At 40.9% G+C, this 17,617-nt stretch carries 14 protein-coding genes; all 14 read right to left on the minus strand.

Annotated features, from left to right (window positions below; genetic code table 11):
- Positions 1–6 precede the first annotated feature (6 nt).
- The gene (gene asnB / locus SHALO_RS14635) at positions 7–1,797 is read right to left on the minus strand and encodes an asparagine synthase (glutamine-hydrolyzing) (protein WP_069479183.1); all 1,791 of its coding nucleotides are present in this window, start codon (positions 1,795–1,797) and stop codon (positions 7–9) included.
- Positions 1,782–2,939, minus strand: coding sequence for a glycosyltransferase (locus SHALO_RS14640; RefSeq protein ID WP_069479184.1), 1,158 nt, complete (start codon positions 2,937–2,939; stop codon positions 1,782–1,784). Before SHALO_RS14640 ends, asnB (SHALO_RS14635) begins: the two co-directional genes overlap by 16 nt.
- Positions 2,940–2,941: 2 nt before the next feature.
- Positions 2,942–3,694 (minus strand): class I SAM-dependent methyltransferase, encoded by a 753-nt coding sequence (locus tag SHALO_RS14645; protein WP_238585257.1) that lies wholly within the window; start codon positions 3,692–3,694, stop codon positions 2,942–2,944.
- 8 nt (positions 3,695–3,702) lie between these two features.
- Positions 3,703–4,851, minus strand: coding sequence for an FkbM family methyltransferase (locus SHALO_RS14650; protein ID WP_069479186.1), 1,149 nt, complete (start codon positions 4,849–4,851; stop codon positions 3,703–3,705).
- Positions 4,841–5,785: a methyltransferase domain-containing protein gene (locus tag SHALO_RS14655; protein WP_069479187.1), complete on the minus strand. Its 945-nt coding sequence runs from the start codon at positions 5,783–5,785 to the stop codon at positions 4,841–4,843. Before SHALO_RS14655 ends, SHALO_RS14650 begins: the two co-directional genes overlap by 11 nt.
- A gap of 140 nt (positions 5,786–5,925) precedes the next feature.
- Complete coding sequence (locus SHALO_RS14660) at positions 5,926–6,960, minus strand: dTDP-glucose 4,6-dehydratase (RefSeq protein WP_069479188.1); 1,035 nt, start codon at positions 6,958–6,960, stop codon at positions 5,926–5,928.
- Between the two features lie 6 nt (positions 6,961–6,966).
- Entirely contained in the window at positions 6,967–8,388 is a 1,422-nt protein-coding gene (locus tag SHALO_RS14665; protein ID WP_145923270.1) for a GNAT family N-acetyltransferase, read from the minus strand.
- Positions 8,369–9,379 carry a radical SAM/SPASM domain-containing protein gene (locus tag SHALO_RS14670; protein WP_069479189.1) on the minus strand — a complete coding sequence of 337 codons (1,011 nt, stop codon included), beginning with the start codon at positions 9,377–9,379 and terminating at the stop codon, positions 8,369–8,371. The genes SHALO_RS14665 and SHALO_RS14670 overlap by 20 nt, the downstream gene beginning before the upstream one ends.
- Entirely contained in the window at positions 9,366–10,778 is a 1,413-nt protein-coding gene (asnB, locus tag SHALO_RS14675) for an asparagine synthase (glutamine-hydrolyzing) (protein ID WP_158513730.1), read from the minus strand. Before asnB (SHALO_RS14675) ends, SHALO_RS14670 begins: the two co-directional genes overlap by 14 nt.
- A 4-nt stretch (positions 10,779–10,782) precedes the next feature.
- Positions 10,783–11,106: a class II glutamine amidotransferase domain-containing protein gene (locus SHALO_RS14680; RefSeq protein WP_069479191.1), complete on the minus strand. Its 324-nt coding sequence runs from the start codon at positions 11,104–11,106 to the stop codon at positions 10,783–10,785.
- Positions 11,106–12,368 carry a hypothetical protein gene (locus SHALO_RS14685; RefSeq protein WP_069479192.1) on the minus strand — a complete coding sequence of 421 codons (1,263 nt, stop codon included), beginning with the start codon at positions 12,366–12,368 and terminating at the stop codon, positions 11,106–11,108. Before SHALO_RS14685 ends, SHALO_RS14680 begins: the two co-directional genes overlap by 1 nt.
- Complete coding sequence (locus tag SHALO_RS14690; RefSeq protein ID WP_069479193.1) at positions 12,355–13,632, minus strand: hypothetical protein; 1,278 nt, start codon at positions 13,630–13,632, stop codon at positions 12,355–12,357. Before SHALO_RS14690 ends, SHALO_RS14685 begins: the two co-directional genes overlap by 14 nt.
- A gap of 10 nt (positions 13,633–13,642) precedes the next feature.
- Positions 13,643–15,631: a glycosyltransferase family protein gene (locus tag SHALO_RS14695; protein ID WP_069479194.1), complete on the minus strand. Its 1,989-nt coding sequence runs from the start codon at positions 15,629–15,631 to the stop codon at positions 13,643–13,645.
- Entirely contained in the window at positions 15,628–17,520 is a 1,893-nt protein-coding gene (locus SHALO_RS14700; RefSeq protein ID WP_069479195.1) for a motility associated factor glycosyltransferase family protein, read from the minus strand. The genes SHALO_RS14695 and SHALO_RS14700 overlap by 4 nt, the downstream gene beginning before the upstream one ends.
- Positions 17,521–17,617: the final 97 nt, after the last annotated feature.

Here is a 17,617-nt window from a genome sequence, read left to right on the forward strand (position 1 = left end):
TGTTCCTTATAAATAGAGCTTCGCGTACCATCTGCAAAAGAGGTACAGCGACCAAACATGCTGTTTGAAACGCCCCTCTTTGCCTTCGTGGTATAAAAATGTCACAAATGATGGGTCAAACAGTCCACTTTTGTGGCTTACATGTAACATCAATTCTAAAATTTTATCCTTATATTCATCATACAGCCACTCGATAAACGGTGAGCTGAACCCTTTTTTCTTACGTTCAATAATAGCAGAAGGTATGTACTTTTGAGCAATCTGCTTTAAGAGGTATTTATTGGTATTCCCCGCTCGTAACGCAGGAGGTAAAGCAAGACAATAATCCACCAAGCGATAATCTAAAAAGGGTGCTCGAAGCTCCAAAGCATGTGCCATCGACATACGATCAATCTTGCTCATCAAAACCTCAGCAACCCAAATCTTAAAGTCGATCTTAGACATCCATAAAAAAGGATTGTTTTCAATAGAATCCATCCCTCGTACATCATCTGTTTCAATACCACGCAGTGCGTCAAACTGCCATTTTGTGAAGGTTTCACCGCCACTGTAAAAAGGGTGTTCATTGCTGCTTATGCGTCGAAAATACTCCCAATTCCGTGACCAATTAGGGTTGCGTTCTAAATAGTTTTTTAAAAGCATTTGACTCTGAGGTGAAAGCTCTGCGTGCATTTGGTAGTATTTTGCCATCTCAAAGTAGTTGTCATAGCCTAAGAATATCTCATCGCTTCCCTCACCACTAAGACAGACTTTAAGACCCGATTGATGTACCATTTGGGAAATCAGATAGGTTGGCATGCACGCCGTGTCTCCCATCGGTTCATCCAAGTGAGCAAGTGTGTTCTCAATGGTATCCATATACGTCTTTTTGTTGATGCGAAGCTCATGATGATGTGAGCCGATGTGCATAGACGCCTCTTTCGCTTGATCTAATTCATCGTAATGCAAATACTCATCATACCCAATCGAAAACGTATGAATCTTCTTGCCTGAAGCCTTCGCATAGATGGCACTTACCAGTGAAGAGTCGATGCCACCAGAGAGCAAGGAAGCAACCTCCACATCGCCTACGAGACGCTTTTGTACAGCGTCTAAAAGGAGTTCTTCGATCTTAACAAGTGCATCAGCTTCGCTTACATGTAAAAGCTCTTTTTCTCCAACATCATAGTAGCGTTTACATGTAAAAATACCTTTGTCATACGTCGCATACATTCCTGCTTCAAGCTTATGGATTCCCTCAAAAAATGTGTGAGGAGGAAGCGTGCTTTGAAAAGCAAAATAGTTTTGAAATCCTTGCATATTCATAGCAGGTGTTGTCTCTAAAAGTGTCCTAATAGCTTTGATTTCACTCGCAACGATCAGCCCTTTATTCTGACTAAAATAGAGTGGCTTCTTACCAAAGCGATCCCGTGCCATAAAAAGCGCTTGGGTTTGTCTATCATAAAGACAAAACGCGAACATACCATTGAGGTGTGAAAGCATGGAATAACCCAATTTTTCGTAAAGTTTGATAAGCACTTCGGTGTCGCTCGTCGTTTTACATGTAAGCGCATATTCACGTTTCAGCTCTTCAAAATTGTAGATTTCGCCGTTAAAAACAAGCGCATAACGCTCATCAATCATTGGCTGATTGGATCTGGCATCAAGGTCGATGATGGAAAGCCTCGTATGCCCCATCAAAACCTCTTTTTCACCCCAAACACCTTGTGCATCAGGGCCACGGTGAGAGAGCGTGCAGAGGGCTTGCTCGAAATTTTTTGAGTTATGATTGCCGATGGCTGCTAAGATTCCGCACATACACACGCTTCCTTTGATACAACATTTTTAACCAACGTTACCCATTGTTGTTGGCACCTATCATGACGATATGCTTGAATGATTTTTTGAGCTCCTTGTTCCAACGCCACTTTAAATATCGGCTCTTTTTCAAAACGCACTAATGCCAAAGAGAGCGATTCAATATCGCCTCGATTGATAAATAAAATACCCTCTTTACCATCAAATTCACGCCATGATGGCTCAAATTTGTACGCCACAACAGCACATCCTAGGCTTAATGCTTCTAATAAAGCATTTGGCATTCCCTCATAATGTGACGAGAAAATAAAGCCTTTACATTTGTGCATGTATTTGTAAGGATTGTCATCAAATCCTATAAAGAAGATGCGCTTTTCAAGCCCGTATTGAGCGACTAAGGCTTCGACACTCGTCCTATCTTTCCCATCTCCAACAAATATCAGTGAGCTTTGAAGGGTGTCTGAAACCTTTGCATAAGCATGTACCAACGCATCTTGAGCTTTTTGAGCCGTATCAAACCGTCCTACATGTAAAAAGAATTCACCCTCATACGCAATAGGCTCTTGTGCCAATGGTAGTAATTTTTCTATCTCAATCCCATTGGCAATACTCACAGACGAAATACCAAGCTTTGCTAACTCCTCGCCAACACCTTCACTCACAGAAACAACCGTTTCTGCTTTTGGGTAAAGCGCTTTGATATGCGTTTCATAAAAAGAGCGCGGCAAGAGGTGAATCAAGCGATCTTTATAGCCATATTCCAAACTGACACGGGAGGAGACGATGGCTTTGCTCTTTTTGGGTAAAGTGCTAAGGGTGCAAAGGCTATTGTAATCTTCAAAGGCGATCACCAGATCAAACGACGCTTCTTTAAGAAGAGTCCCAAGTTCACGAGAGCGTATGTCAAAAAGTTCCATGCCGACGGACTCTAATTCCAAATCGTTTTTATCGGAAAGATGGAGCGTGTGCTGCGGAAGTGTTAGAAGCGAGATGCTTTTATCAAGCGCATACACAACCTCTTTGTTTTCAAAGAGAATAATCGTTACCGCATAGATGTTTACCAAAGTATTCGCAAGCAGTGCCACATTTTTTTGTACACCGCCTAAGCAGAGATTGTGGGTAATAAAAGCAATTTTTTTCATGGCTATTTTCGGGCAATCACAAAGAAATTGGGAGAAAAATGCTTTGCAGGAATCCCATCAAGAAGTAACCCTAAAAGATTGTTACATGTAAAGAGGCTAAGCACAAAAGGGAGTAAAACGGTATTGCGCAAAAAGCGGACACACGCCAATTTTTCCCAGATAAACCCATTAATAATGCAAAAAAGCGTCGTGCCAAGATACCCCTGATAATGCCACTCAAGCACCTCTAATCCATGTTTTTGAAGTAGCGTGCGAAGTCCATACTCACTAAAACGGTGAAAGTCATACGGCGTTGCATGCGCTTGATACATAAAAGGAACAGACAGAAGCATCACCCCTTTAGGTTTTAACACGCGCATGGCTTCGTGCATCGCTTTTTCATACTCAAACACATGCTCTAACACTTGTGTAAGCACCACCGTGTCCATACTCGCATCTTCAAACGGCAGGGCTGTAGCTTCGGCAACAACAAAGTTCGCGTGAGAGTCTTTAAACATATGGCTATGCGTCTTTTCACTATCGGTAATGATGTAATTTTCACACGCACCTTCAAGATAACGTTTATACGGAGCTTTCCCCGCCCCAATATCTAAACAAATCCCTTTTACATAGGTTTTTGCTTTAAGCATGGAGCGCTTCATCTGCCTCCAATTGAGATAAAACCCATCGCTGATATAGACTTCAGGCGCATGGTTTGAACCTGTGAGAAAAGGAATCAGTGTGTAGGCGCAAAAATTTGAAAATATTTCTAACATACGCATACCTACATTTTTTTAGGAAAAGCATACAAAACCGTCTCTCCCAAATCATAGTGATATTGTCCCAAGCGATAGCTGTAATCTTCAAGCGTCTCGCTTAAAAAGAGTGCAATTTGGTACAAATCGTTATACGAATGGTAAATAGAGATCGCCAATTTTGGTCTATCTTTTTGAAGGGTTTTAAAAGCACCTTTAAGGGCATTGAGCTCAGCTCCTTCAATATCAAACTTGATAAAATCGACTTTTTCAATACCTCGTTGCGCTGCAAATGTATCGATACTCACAACTTCTATTTCAATTTGTGAGGCAAAATCAGCCTCTTTCAATGGCGCAACACGGGCAAGAGGGAGTTCACTGGAGGTGTCAATTGCTAATGTGGTATTTTCATTCCAAAGCCCTTGCGTTAGAATTTCTACTTTTGGATTGGCATTTAAATAAACTTTATGCGGATGCTCATACGCATGATACAGCGGCTCAAACCCATACACTTTTTCTACCTGTGGCATCAAGAGTAAAAATTCAATCGTATTGATGCCATCGGCTAAACCGCCTTCAATAATTACTTTAACATCCGAAAAATCCAAATGCTCCAAATAATGCCTTCCAATAAAAGGAAAATGGTGCACATAATAGCTACGTACATCCAAACTTCGCTCATGCCAATCGTGAACAATCATGCTGTACAAAGCCCTGTCTTCTTCTCTTTCAAACAGACTTATTACTCGCTCAAATACCCCATTCCGATGCTCTTTTAACGAGGTATAACGTGGTGTTATCGCCAAAGAAGATTGACGCATTGCGTGAAGCGCTTCACACTCTTTCACATCATGCGGATAGTTCAATCTCGCAAGGGCATAACGGAGTGTTTTGATGCCATCTAAACGAATCAAGAGATTTTCGCATAACAAAACAGAGACTAAGACTAAATCTTCTGGTCGATACACTTTTTCAAGTGCATCAGAAGCAATAACAGGGATACCCTCAACCTCTCCTCGTTTAACATCATCCACAACATAACGTATGGACTGATCGGGGCGATAGAGTTTTAAAAGAGCAATCAAAAGCGCTCCCGCATGCCCTCCTCCGTAAATGATCAACGAAGCCTCTTTGGGAATATCCTCTATACGAATGAGGCACGGAGTGTTATGCGCCACGTCGAAAACCTTTCATCCCCAAAAGGTAATGGCAGGGCTCGATCGTTTCAAATCCTTCTTCACTAAACCACCGATACACCTCATCGACATAGTGACGATTGATATACGTTGGACTGTAAAGATCATAGGTATTTAACGCTCTGACATGGCGGTCTTTGTCCATCGCAATGGGAAATGTTTCCCTAAACGCATGCCCTATAAAAGGAATTTTGTAGAGATAATAGAGCCATGACGCGATAATCGAGAAGCGGTACAATGCCATCGGTGACATTTTAGAGGTAAAGAGTTTACGAATACGATCTTGATTCACGCTCTTTTTCAGCCAATACGCGCCATAAAGCCATACGCTTAGAAGCCCTTTAGGTTTCACAAATGGTGCAATGGCTTGAAACGCTTGATGCGTATTGGGAGTATGGTGTAAAACGCCAAGGGAGTAAACCACATCAAACGTGCTTTTTCGCAAAGGCAGATGAAAGAGATTGGCTTGAATGATGGTAACATTTTCTAAATGCCCCACATTTTCATACGCAGCGTCCACCGCACGGCTTAAATCGACACCGATGATATGTCCCACTCCAAATGCTCTTGCGCTAATATCCAAATAAGGCCCTGCTCCACAGCCAATTTCAAGCACGTGCTTGCCAGCAATAGCCTCTTTTTTCAATCCCATATACTGATACATTTCATCTTCAGACATGGTAGGTCGTTCATTTTTTACATGTTTAAACAGATGCCACTCCTCCCCAAAAGAGGCGACATACTCTTGGTCACTCACAAAACGAGGAATAAAATGATGAATCGCAAACGATGCTTTGCACGATGGGCAAAAGAGTTTCCCCTCTTTAATGCGATCTTTCTCTTCAACGGTATCACGAAGTTCAAAATCACACTGACATGTAGGGCAGACCAAATACTCTAATGCTTTTTTTTGCATACAACGTTCCTTTTTTAATAGAGTTCTTGCAGAACTCTGAACACGCTTTTAAAGCAAAGCTCTAAAAGCTACGCTAACACTGGGTTTTCCTCGGCAGAAAGCCCATGCACCTTTGGTGCTAATTGAGTTTCGTAAGGACTCTAATGAATAACTTTTTTACCGTCTTTAAGCATAATGGGCACTTGGCGCATCCAAATCTGCTTTTCCCACATCTCTTTATTGTTTCTATACCATTCAATCGTTTTGCTAAGTCCCTCTTCAAAAACAACTTCGGGCTTCCATCCTAAAATCCGCTCGACCTTTGATGTATCGGCAAGATGGCAATCCACTTGCCCAGGGCGATCTTCATTGTAGATGATTTTCTCTTCGCCCACACCAAAAGCATGCGCAACGCTTAAAGCAATCTCTTTAATTGAGATCGATCGACCCGTACCAAGGTTAAACACTTCGCCTTTGACTTTCTCAAGGGGTGCTTTAATAATCGCATCTAACCCTTTGCAGGTATCATCCACATAAATCCAATCGCGTGACGCCTCGCCTTGCCCATGCACGGTTAGCTTTTCATCTAAAAGAAGCGCTGTAATAAAACGAGGAATCGCTTTTTCAAGATGCTGACGCGCACCATAGTTGTTAAAAGGACGAACGATGGTCGCTGGAATATCATAGGTATTGACATACGAATACACCAAGCGATCTGCCCCTACTTTAGCCGCGGCATACGGCGAAGCGGGATTTAAAGGATGGTTTTCATCCATAAAACTGCCATTTTCAGCCGTTCCATAGACTTCTGAAGTGGAGATATGAATAAACCGCTCAATGCTTTTTTTATGATTTAGTACCGCATTGGCAACTGTTTGGGTTCCAATAACATCGGTCTCAAAGAAGTTTCTATTATCGTAAATGGAGCGTGTGACATGCGTTTCTGCCGCAAAATGGACCACAATATCGCTACGAGCGACAAGCTCTTCGACCAATGCACTGTTCGTTACGCTTCCATACCAAAATTCAAAACGCCCCGACGTTTGATTGGGGCGGACGGGAAAGTTGTCGACATTGCCCGCATACGTCAAAAGATCCAAAACGATGATTTTAGCATCAGGATAGTGTTTGAAAAGATAATGCAAAAAATTTGAGCCAATAAACCCAGCTCCTCCTGTAATGAGAAAAGTTTTCATCGTTATTTATCCTTTTACATGTAAGGTTTTATTTTTCGTTTTTTCAGCATTTTCAACCAATTTCCAGTAGTTATGATGCCAAGAACGGTACTTCCAATCAGGGCATTCTTTACACATCGCTATCTCATCGCCTTTGCGCGCTAAATGCTTTTGGCGGTAAAAATCAAATGCCTCTGCGTGCCAAATCTCTTGAATACTTTTTTCCGTAATATTGCCCATATTGGTATGAGCGGCAATGTCATACCCACACACCATCACTTGCCCACGACTATCGATGTTTAAACGTTCAAAGATAAACGGACAGGGAATTTTCTCCTCAGGTGGAAGATAAGGTGTCTCATCGGCTGAATTTTGAGGGTCATTAATGCCCCATGTGAGATACTTTCGTTTTTGAAATTGATCCACATACGGTTGCCAAAACTGCTCTACCGCATCCACATCAATGCCTTGTTGGTTGATAGCAGAAGCGATGATTTTCGTTTTAGCACCCATTTCGTTTCGCAAGGCATACGCCGCTTGCAGCTGCGATACCAGTTTTTCAAAACTAAGCCCTTTACGCACGATGTCATAATCGTGCTCGGTGGAAGCATCAACAGAAAACTCCAACATCTCAACGCCCATTTCAAACAGTGCTTTGGCTTTATCAATGCTCATGAGTGAACCATTGTTAATGATGCCCAGCTTACACCCTTTTTCCTTAGCGTAGCGCATCAACTCTAAAAATTGAGGATGCATTAAAGGTTCACCGCCGCCTGAGATACGAAGCCACGCTCCAAATTTTCCTGCTTCATCGGCAATCTTTTTAAAAATGGCTTCACTCATGTATTTGGCATCTTTATAATCAGCACGAATGGTCGAGTTGGTGTAAGGGCAATTGGGGCAAAGGGCGTTACACACGTAGCTAAACGATAAAACGATCATCATTGGAAAATTTAGGGCTTCATCTCTTATGCCATAATGCTCTTTGGTATGTTCTATTTTTTGCATGGTTAATCCGTATTGAAAAATTGCACCTTGATGGGCTACATCGTGCACTGTTTTGGTCTCATCTCTGAGAAAAATAAATCCATTTTTACTAAAAACGTTTTTGGATGCTTCATTTTCATCCGCAATCCATGCCCAAAGATGGGAAAATTTTCGCGCTCTACCACGCTTCTTAATGGCATCTAAAAGCTTTGAAGCAACTCCTTGATTGGGCTTTGCAACAAAAATGGTTACTTCACCCTCTTTGTGCGCATATAAAATTCCAACGCCCAAAAGTATTTCATTCTCTAGCGCTACTAAAACTTCAACATCTTTACTCTCCAACCAATTTTTTGTCTCTTTGACACTCATGGCAGACGAGTAAAGTGCCTTTGCATGGTGGTTTCGAAGATTGACATATGCATCGATGAAAGAGGGGGACTCTTTAAGATTCGTGATTTTCACTTTTATCCCACCAAAAAGGGCGTGCTTCCTCTTTTGCTTCGCCTAACGTTTTATTTTCATAGTACTCCGCACCGACAGCTTGCCAATCGGGACAGGTTTTGCACACTTCTGGCAGGTCATTCCAACGGTGTTCTTTATGCACTTTACGCAGCTTTGTATAGTGCTCATTCTGCCAGATAGACGCTAAACTCTCGTTTTGGGCATTTCCTGCGACAAAATGTCCTTCATAATCTACCGCACACGCTACAATGTTACCATTCGCGTGAATCGCCATCGTATTATTGCCCCATGGGCACGCGATGCGAAAATCGGTTTCATAGTCCAAATTATGAGCGACAACATCACCACTGTTGGTCCAAGAGAGCATATTGCGTACTTTGACCTCAGCACCCCTGAGCTCCCAAAAAGCCCTAAAATCAGCGACTTCTGACACATTTTCTTCCATGGCTGAGAATTGGCACTGAATGATGGGAAATTCAAGCCCAAGCTCTTTTTTGCGCGCTAAGAGTTTTTCCACATTGGCATAAATTTTATCACGATCACCCCCCACACGAATGCGCTCAAACGTCTCTTTTTTAAACCCATCCAAAGAGAGAATAAAACGCTTGAGTCCACACGTTAAAATCTGGTCAATATAATCTTTACGCCCCAACAATTTACCATTAGAATTTAAAACCAGCTTGCGAAGCCCTTTATCTCGCGCATAACGCAATCGCTCAAACAGTGCATCCCCCAATGTAAATGCTTCGCCGTAAAAAGTCGGCCACACTTCAGTAGCAGGGGATATAAGAGCAATTTCATCAATAATTTTACGATACAGTGTATCACTCATATGAAATTTGGGGCGTTGCATAATTTTGTGGTTACAATGCACACATTTCATATTGCACACGGACGTTGTTTCAATAACAATCTGTGGAGGGAAAATGTACTGCTCTAATTTGCTTTCAATCACAAGCAATTTTTCTTTATGTGCTTCAGAGATAACCATTTTTTCGTTCCCTATTCCAAAGTGTCAGTATCAACAAACTCCAAAGTTTCGCATGATGAGGAGCACCCTCTTCCCACTCTTTGAGCAGCTTTTCAATAAAGACCTGTTTAATGCCAAGATCAACGCTAATATCGGACATTTGCAAGGTTTCTTTGACTCTTTGTCTCCACACACTATCCATCCAACGCCAAATCGGTAAAACAAACCCCTCTTTAGGTCTAAACACAAGCTCTTTGGGCAAAAATTGCAATGCCACTTTTTTAAGAAGATACTTCACTTCAGCATCTTTGATTTTAAGAGCACTAGGAATGTGCCCTACCAATTCTACAAAACTTCTGTCTAAAAAAGGGCTTCTTACCTCAACACTGTGTGCCATAGAAAGACGATCGGCATATTTCAGTACTTGATTGGGCAGTTGGTCGCAAAACTCGCCCTCAAGTGTTTGATGCAGTTGCGTCTTTGCATGCGCTCCTCCTGCAAAAAGGGCTGGTGTACTCACGCTCTTTCCAAACATCATGGAGAGCTCTTCATCACTGAAAACATTTAGTTTTTTACGCCAAACACCATTTTCCAAAGCAAAAAGTTGATCCGCATCCAGTTTAGCGGAATTACGGTGTGTGAGGTAACTGCCAAACAGCTCATCAGCACCATCTCCGCACAAAGCCACTTTCACGTGTTCTCGCACAAGAGAGCATAAAAAATAAGGGCTGATGGTCGCGGAAAAAGGCTCATCAAACGCGCGCAAGACATGAGATAAGCTATGCCAAACCTCTTCATGCCCAAGGCGGTAGATGTGCCGTTTAGCGCCAATTTGCCCTGCCACCATCTGCGCAAAACGCTCATCTTCATCTTTGCCTGCAATGCTATCGTCATACACCAGCGTAAAGGTTTCTAATTGCTTGCACGTATGCTGAGCTGTGAGAGTTGCAACAAGACTTGAATCAAGACCTCCTGAGAGAAACGCTCCAAATTCAACATCCATTTGACAGCGCATTTTCACAGAACGCTCTAATGATTCTGTGAGTAGTGTCACATACTCCTCTTCATGGGCAAGCACCAAATTACCGTCAAAACAAGGAGTCCAATAATGTCTCTCTTCTACTAAAACACCTTGATGAAAGAGCATCAACGTCGCAGGGGGAACCTGCTTGATACCCTCATAAATTGAGTGGGGTGACGCAACCGATTTTTGAGCTAAAAACGTATAAAGTGCCTCTTCACAAATCGTAGGATTTTTCTTTACATGTAAAAGCGCTTTGATCTCTGAAGCAAAGTACAAGCTCCCCTCTTCAAGCGTATAATAGCACGGTTTTTTACCCACAGGATCACGCACTAACAGAAGGTTTTGCACACGACCATCCCAAAGGGCAATCGCAAACATACCCTCTAAATGGTTCACAAAATCAAGCCCCCCATGCCTTATACGCAGCGGGAATAAGCTCAGCATCCGAGTGGTTGGAGTTAAAACCGTATCCTAGTGCTTCAAGCTCAACCCTTAGCGCTTGAAAATTGTAAATTTCACCGTTCATTACAGAGACAATCTCGCCACTCACGCAAGGCTGCATACCACCTTCAAGATCGACAATAGCCAAACGATCTAAGCCCAAAGAGCATTGAGAAGAGTGCCAAAATGCTGTAGCATCAGGTCCACGATGTGTTAAACTCTGCCCCATTTTTTCTAGTAGCGTTCTATTAGGCGGTGCCGTAAAACCAAAAAGAGCACACATTATTGTGGCTCCATCAACATCGCTATTATGGCTCGGTAACCTTCAATATTGTTAGTAACCATCTCATGAGCAAATTCCCCACTCTTTTTTGCAATACTCTCTAAGCATTCAGGATGAAGCACTAATGCCTCAAGTTTTTCGTAAAGCGTCTCATGTGTAATACCCATCAAAGGCAAATCGCGAAAAAAGGATTGATACTCCAAAGGGGCAATTTGGGTAAAAAATGTTTGCAGTTCAGCATCAATCAACGAAAGCGTCACTCTTCCTTTGAGCATTGCTTCAAGCGAAGAAAATTGCAAATAGCCATCATTGAGTGAATCAATAAAAATATGTGCCTCTTCTAATTTTTGAATCGCTATATCACGTGGTAAGCCACTTAAACACTCTATTTCTACGTGAGGATAATGTGCGGCTAATCGCTCCAATTCATGCGCTATAAAAAAGCTTGATTTTCGTACTCCGTGTGATGCAAAATGAACAATTTTAATTTTTGGTAAAAGCGAGGGGAAAGGGAGCATGAGGACATCTTGAACAATATGCCCATGCCATGTCAGCACATCAAGCCTTGGCAAAAAATCAATGTAGGGTGCATACCCTACAATCAAGTTGGCATATTTACTCCACCAAAAATTGCGCTCTTCTCGTTTTTTATCTAAAAGAAAATAGCGCTTGGAAAACCGCATATGCCCAAAACGTTGAATGCGATTGGTATTATGCGAAACACTCATGACATCAGTTCCATAAGGATACATCACTATTTTAATGCCACAAAGCTGATAGCACCATGCCTCTAATCGCCACCACACGGTGCGCTCTAACAACCCACCATCAAAATAAAGATGAACCATATCAAAGCGCACCAATACCCAGATCATCGCCCAATAACTTCCTAACATGTAAGGTGATTTTCCAATGAGAAATGAAGGCATAATGTCTCGAAGCGTCAATCCATCGTGCATTTTTCCTTTTGAATAATCCTCAAATGCAAATAAAACACACGCATATTCCTCTTCTAAAACATGCTTATTGTGCATAAGGATTACAATAGGATGTGAACCAAAAAACATTCGTTTCTGTGAAGGTTGCTTTCGGATTTTTTTCCACAATCCTATTCCTAACACCGCACACACAAAGAAAGGAAAGCAGAAAAGATCAAGAATGACCCTTTTTGTATAATAACTCCATTCTTGCCAAAAACATACAGGAGGCTCAAATGGAGTATCAAGTGCAACCCAACCATAGGTTTGTTTATCTTTGAGCATAATCGACTCCATCAAATAAGTCTTGAAAATCACTGTTCTCACAAAACCCTTCAACAACACGACGGCTACAGTGTTCAATAAACATACGTGACGTTTCAACACGTTTTTTAAGGATTGTAGGATCTTGGATAAGTGCAATTATGTTTTCTTTGAGCGTATGAACATTCACATTGACAATAGGCATCTCTTTAAAAAATGGCCCATAAAATGAATAATCTTGAACCAAACAAAAATCAATAAGCCGTTGGTCAATATTGGTTAAAACCACATTGCCTTTTGCCATCGCTTCAAGTGCTCCTGTTCCAAAAACTCCGTTAAAGAGATGCTCTATAAAAATATGTGACTCATCCAAAATAGCCAAAGCTTCTTCACGGCTAACACCATGAATGCTGCGATACTCAATAGCATAACCTTCTCTGATTAGTTCGTTGCATATGGCTTCAATAGCATGAGAGCCCTTACGCTCAGGATGATTGGCATAATGTGCAATAATAATTTTTTGCATATTTTCATTGCAGTGATACGGAAGCTGTTCAAAATCAACGTAAAAATGGGCTAAACTAAAAGTCCCAACACGGGGTAAATATCGAATATCCCCTATCATGGTATCCACGTATTTCGCCCACATATAATTGCGCTTAATGCGCTTAAAATCCATCATAAAATAACGTTTGCGAAAGTGAGAGAGCCCAAATTTAAAGTTGAGATTATCCGCACTTTCAAACAGTGACCATTGATCGGCACCATAGGCTTGCATAACCACTTTTTTTCCAAAGATTGCCAAAATAAAAGGCTCGCATCGCCATAAAATGGTTCTCTCCAAAATAGCACCATCTAAATGCCAATAAAACCCTCGATAGCGTCTTAATGCCCACAGTAAAATAACATACGGTGAAAGCCAATACGCATTTTTGCCAACAAACCAGCGCGGTAAAATATCGGTTGTTTGAAGATCAAAATAAGAAGGCTCTTTAAGCCAATCGATAAATATAAAGATTTCTACTTCATACCCTTTTAACGCTTTTTCTAAAAGTTGTTTATAGTGAATATTACTGACAATAGGATGTGTTCCGACCATAACGCGTTTTTGCTTAGGAGGAGAAATCCTATTGTAGAGATAAAGAAACGGAAGCGTTAAAAGCAAAAAGAGTGCCCCTACACTACCCGTAATGACATTGTTTAAAACATGCCAAAACTCTTCAATAGGATCAACAATAGGCTGATACTGTTTCTCAAACAAGATGATTCCATTTTTAGCTGGCATTGTCTATTTCCTATGTCAATATGTGTATAAAATCCATCGCTACTTTATGATTATCCATTGCATTTTCTCTATCTGCGATCACCCAACGGGCTATCTCTTGAGAGAGAGACGCCATTGCTTCAGGGTGACTGAGCAAATGATTGGCAACGGCGACATAATCTTCAATGCTAAAAGTGTGAATACGTGTTAGGGATGCTAACGTTCCCGCTTTGCTCAATCGCTCATACGTGATGTGTTCTTTAGGCAGTAAAATGACAGGCACGCGCCCTTTTGCAATATATTCATTTAAAGACTCCCCTGAGTGTAAGGGGAAAGTATCAAGATACAGATCAATCACGTAACCATAAAGATGAGGATTTACAAATCCTGTAAAAACAACACGCTCTGGGGTAATACCAAATCGTGTCAATTTTTCTTGAATGGTTGCACTATCTCCCGTACCACACGCTAAATAAATCGTATCAGGATGGGTATCAAGAATTTTGGCTAAAGCGGAAAGATACACTTCACTATCCATTTTCACCAACCGACCAATACTGCCTAAAATGCGTTTCCCTTGAAATAGCTCACGGATTTTTGAAGCTTCACTCTTAAAATGTTCCGCATCCGGATTGGAAAATGTTTCTAAAATAGGAATCGAAAAAACATGATAGGAGAAAGAGGAAGGAAGCAAAAAATGGCTGATGCGGTGATCGATGCCGTCAACATCATACTCAAAATTACCGTGGCTCCAAAAAACCTGTTGCGTCGCACTCCACGTAGAAAAGAGGAAATTGCCAATAGGCATATTATTGGTTGCAACAATCATAATGTCTATTTCGCGTTTTTGCATATCTTCGCGTATTGCAAGCGCTCGCTTTAAATGGCTTTGAAAATTACACTGCAGATCAAGACTTTGCATCGCTACTTCACTGACATCAAAACCCAATTTTTTAATCTCAGAAATCAGTTTAACATCGTCTAAATTTTTTTCGACGGTTGCCATTGAATACACAATCAACTCATAGTTTTGGCAAAAAAGTGGCTCTTTTGCAAGAGCACTTAAAAGGGAAAATTCGACCATATAAGGTGAATTTTTAACAATACGATCTTTAATAAGGGCAATACGTTTTTTTACATGTAAGAAGTTTCGAGTGACGCCAAGAGGTAATGGATAAGAGGCATAAAGTAGGCTCGCTTCGCGTTCTACCTCATCGTTGAAACGTTTGAATTCTTCTTGTGTTTGTGCACGATTGAGAAAAACATGACTCATCACCATATGTAAACTCATCGCTTCATCTATCCATCCATGCTCTTTACATGTAAGAAAAAGTTCTCGAAGTTTTGGATAAATACGATCACTCCACAAGCGATGATTTTCATATCCATTGATCTGCCAAAAAAGTCCAAGTATCCAGATACCAATGCCCATGCGCTCACTATGCGCTGCTTTTAAAAAGCGCTCTTGACTTAAAGCTTGAACCATACCCAAAGATACCACATCAAACGAGATATGACATTGCTCACAAAAGCTTTTCAAAGCTTTGGCTTCAGTGTCCATTTTATTATAACACATGCCATCAAACCAAAGATGTTCACCCAAAAACCAAGCTATGCTTTGCTCTCCTTCACCATTTGCCATCCGTAAAACACAGAGTAAGTGGGCAAAAATATATTTCTCTTTTTGCGCATTACTATAACCATCATAGGCTTTCTCAAATAATGCAATCAATTGCGTGATAGCCGGATCTTTCTCAATGACTGCTTGCGAAAAAAGAAACCATAAATTGACATAGTTGTTTTCGAGTAAATACCCTTGTTTCAAGGCTTCGTAAATCTGAATTCGAAGAGAGTACAAGAGTTTCTCTTTGAGTACTTTTGAACACTGCAAAGAAGTTGCGTGTTGGGTGCGTTTAAAAAGCTCAGGAATACTGGCTCTTAAAAGAGCCTCAAATGTTTGAAAATCAAGAGGCGATGATAGCGCTTGCGTCAATTTTTCAACATAAGGATGATCACTCATGAGGCATTTGCTTTTGTACGCCTTTGGCGTTCATAGTGCGAGCCTTTCCGCTTCATTGCAGTCTGAATAGCATCAATACATCCAGCCAGTCCAAAAAACCACTTTTGATACACCTTCATCCAATCAAGAAGCTTTTGGTACGCCTCCTCTTCCGTGGAGGTACTGCGCACTTCTATCTTAGCAATTTCAATTTCATATGGCATTAGCATAGATTGAGCAATATGCCAGATAGCTTGCTTGAACATCTCTGTCTCGGTTACACTGCGAAAATCATAAATCTGTTTTTGAAGTGCCTGTAGCTCTGATAGATTCATCTTCTCTTGATCAGCTTTTTCGCACACTGTTGCGATCTGGAGAAACAATGACTCAACGCCCTCTCGTTGTTTGGCAATATAGGCAATCATGATCTTAAGCTTTTTTTCGACAAGATCTTTAACGTTTTTTAACTCTTTAGGCTTTATTTTTTTGAGTACGATTGGTTTTTTGACCTTAAATTGATCTACTTTTGTTTTGATAACTTCAGCAAAAGGAAGTTCAAGGGCACCATGAATTCGCGCACCTCCTTCTGTGGCATTAATGGTTAGCATGCTCTCTTTTGTATCACGAATATCTTTTTCGAAAAAGCCACGGAACATATTCCATACCGCTATCGTACGTATTTTTTTACCCCCACCATACGCTTCAACCCAACCGTCATTTTTATTTTGTTTGACTTCATCTTGACCAAATAAGTGCCCTGAAGAGTGACTCATGCCATCTTCACCATACGCCAAATCTTGTCCAATAAGGACACATGTGTGAAAATGGCTGTGATAAATAAGCTCATACGCCATATTGGCGGCACTCATACCCATCCCGATATATCCCCACTCTTGAGGTCCAGGAAGTGTCATATAGCCAAAAGGGCGCATACTCATCTGTATGACACCCCCTTTGATATTATCGATGACTTCAGGATGTTGCAGTGAACTTAAGGCAAAAATCACGCCATCAAATGCCTCCTTGGGAGTATCTTTGAAAAAACGTCCCGTCAGAGGAACCCTTTCCATAGAGACAACAATATCAGGCTTAATTCCATGGCGTGTTAAGACAGGAAAACTCGCATCAACCGCAACGATGGTTACATAAGGAGTTATCTCTTTGAGAAGGGGAAGTTGTTTTGCCAAAGAAGGACCCGTGGATGCCAAAACGGCAATTTCTGTATTTTTAGCTTTTTTAATCAATTCAAAAAGAGAGGGTGTTTGAAGCATCAATGGTAAGTTCATAAAATGATGCTCCATTCCAATGAGTGAGTCTATCGCATCATTGCCAATGCCTGCAATAATTTGCTGAATTCCTTCAATAAAGGCTCTATTGGCTTTCATCATGATGTCATGATACGTTTCATAGTAAGAGCTCATAATATGCAAATCATATAATTTGACATATTTTTGCTCTTCTAATTTGGAGAAAAAACCTGCCATATTAGGTTTACTAATTTGAGACGATGCAACAAGCACCAAGCGACCATTTTTTAATGCTTCAGAAAAATCAATTAAATGAAATACGATATAAACAATTGAAGGATCAGGTTCTATGACAAGAATACGTTTATGTTCTATATTTTGAAGGAGTTCGTACAATAATACCCCATTACCAAAACCAAAAAAATAGAGATACGGATAGGTCTGGTATTGTTTGTACTGATCACGTTGGGTGATAAGAATATCGTGTGGTTTTGCATCATAAAGAGGCTTAAAACTCTGTGTATGAACGAGATTGAGAGTCTCTATATTCTCTTGTTCTATAAAAACTTCATACAATAACGCTTCTTTCGCTTTTTGCATTGCTTCTGCAAAAATTGGGCTTACTTTGTGTAGCTCCGAAAAATTTTTTTCATATAAATCCATTGGCATACACCTTAAAAAAATATCTTTTTCGTTTAAAGCAAAATATATACCGTAATAAAAAAAGGGGAGCTAGCGGATATTCTCCGCTAGCTCCCCT

The organism is Sulfurospirillum halorespirans DSM 13726 (assembly GCF_001723605.1).
Lineage (GTDB): Bacteria > Campylobacterota > Campylobacteria > Campylobacterales > Sulfurospirillaceae > Sulfurospirillum > Sulfurospirillum halorespirans.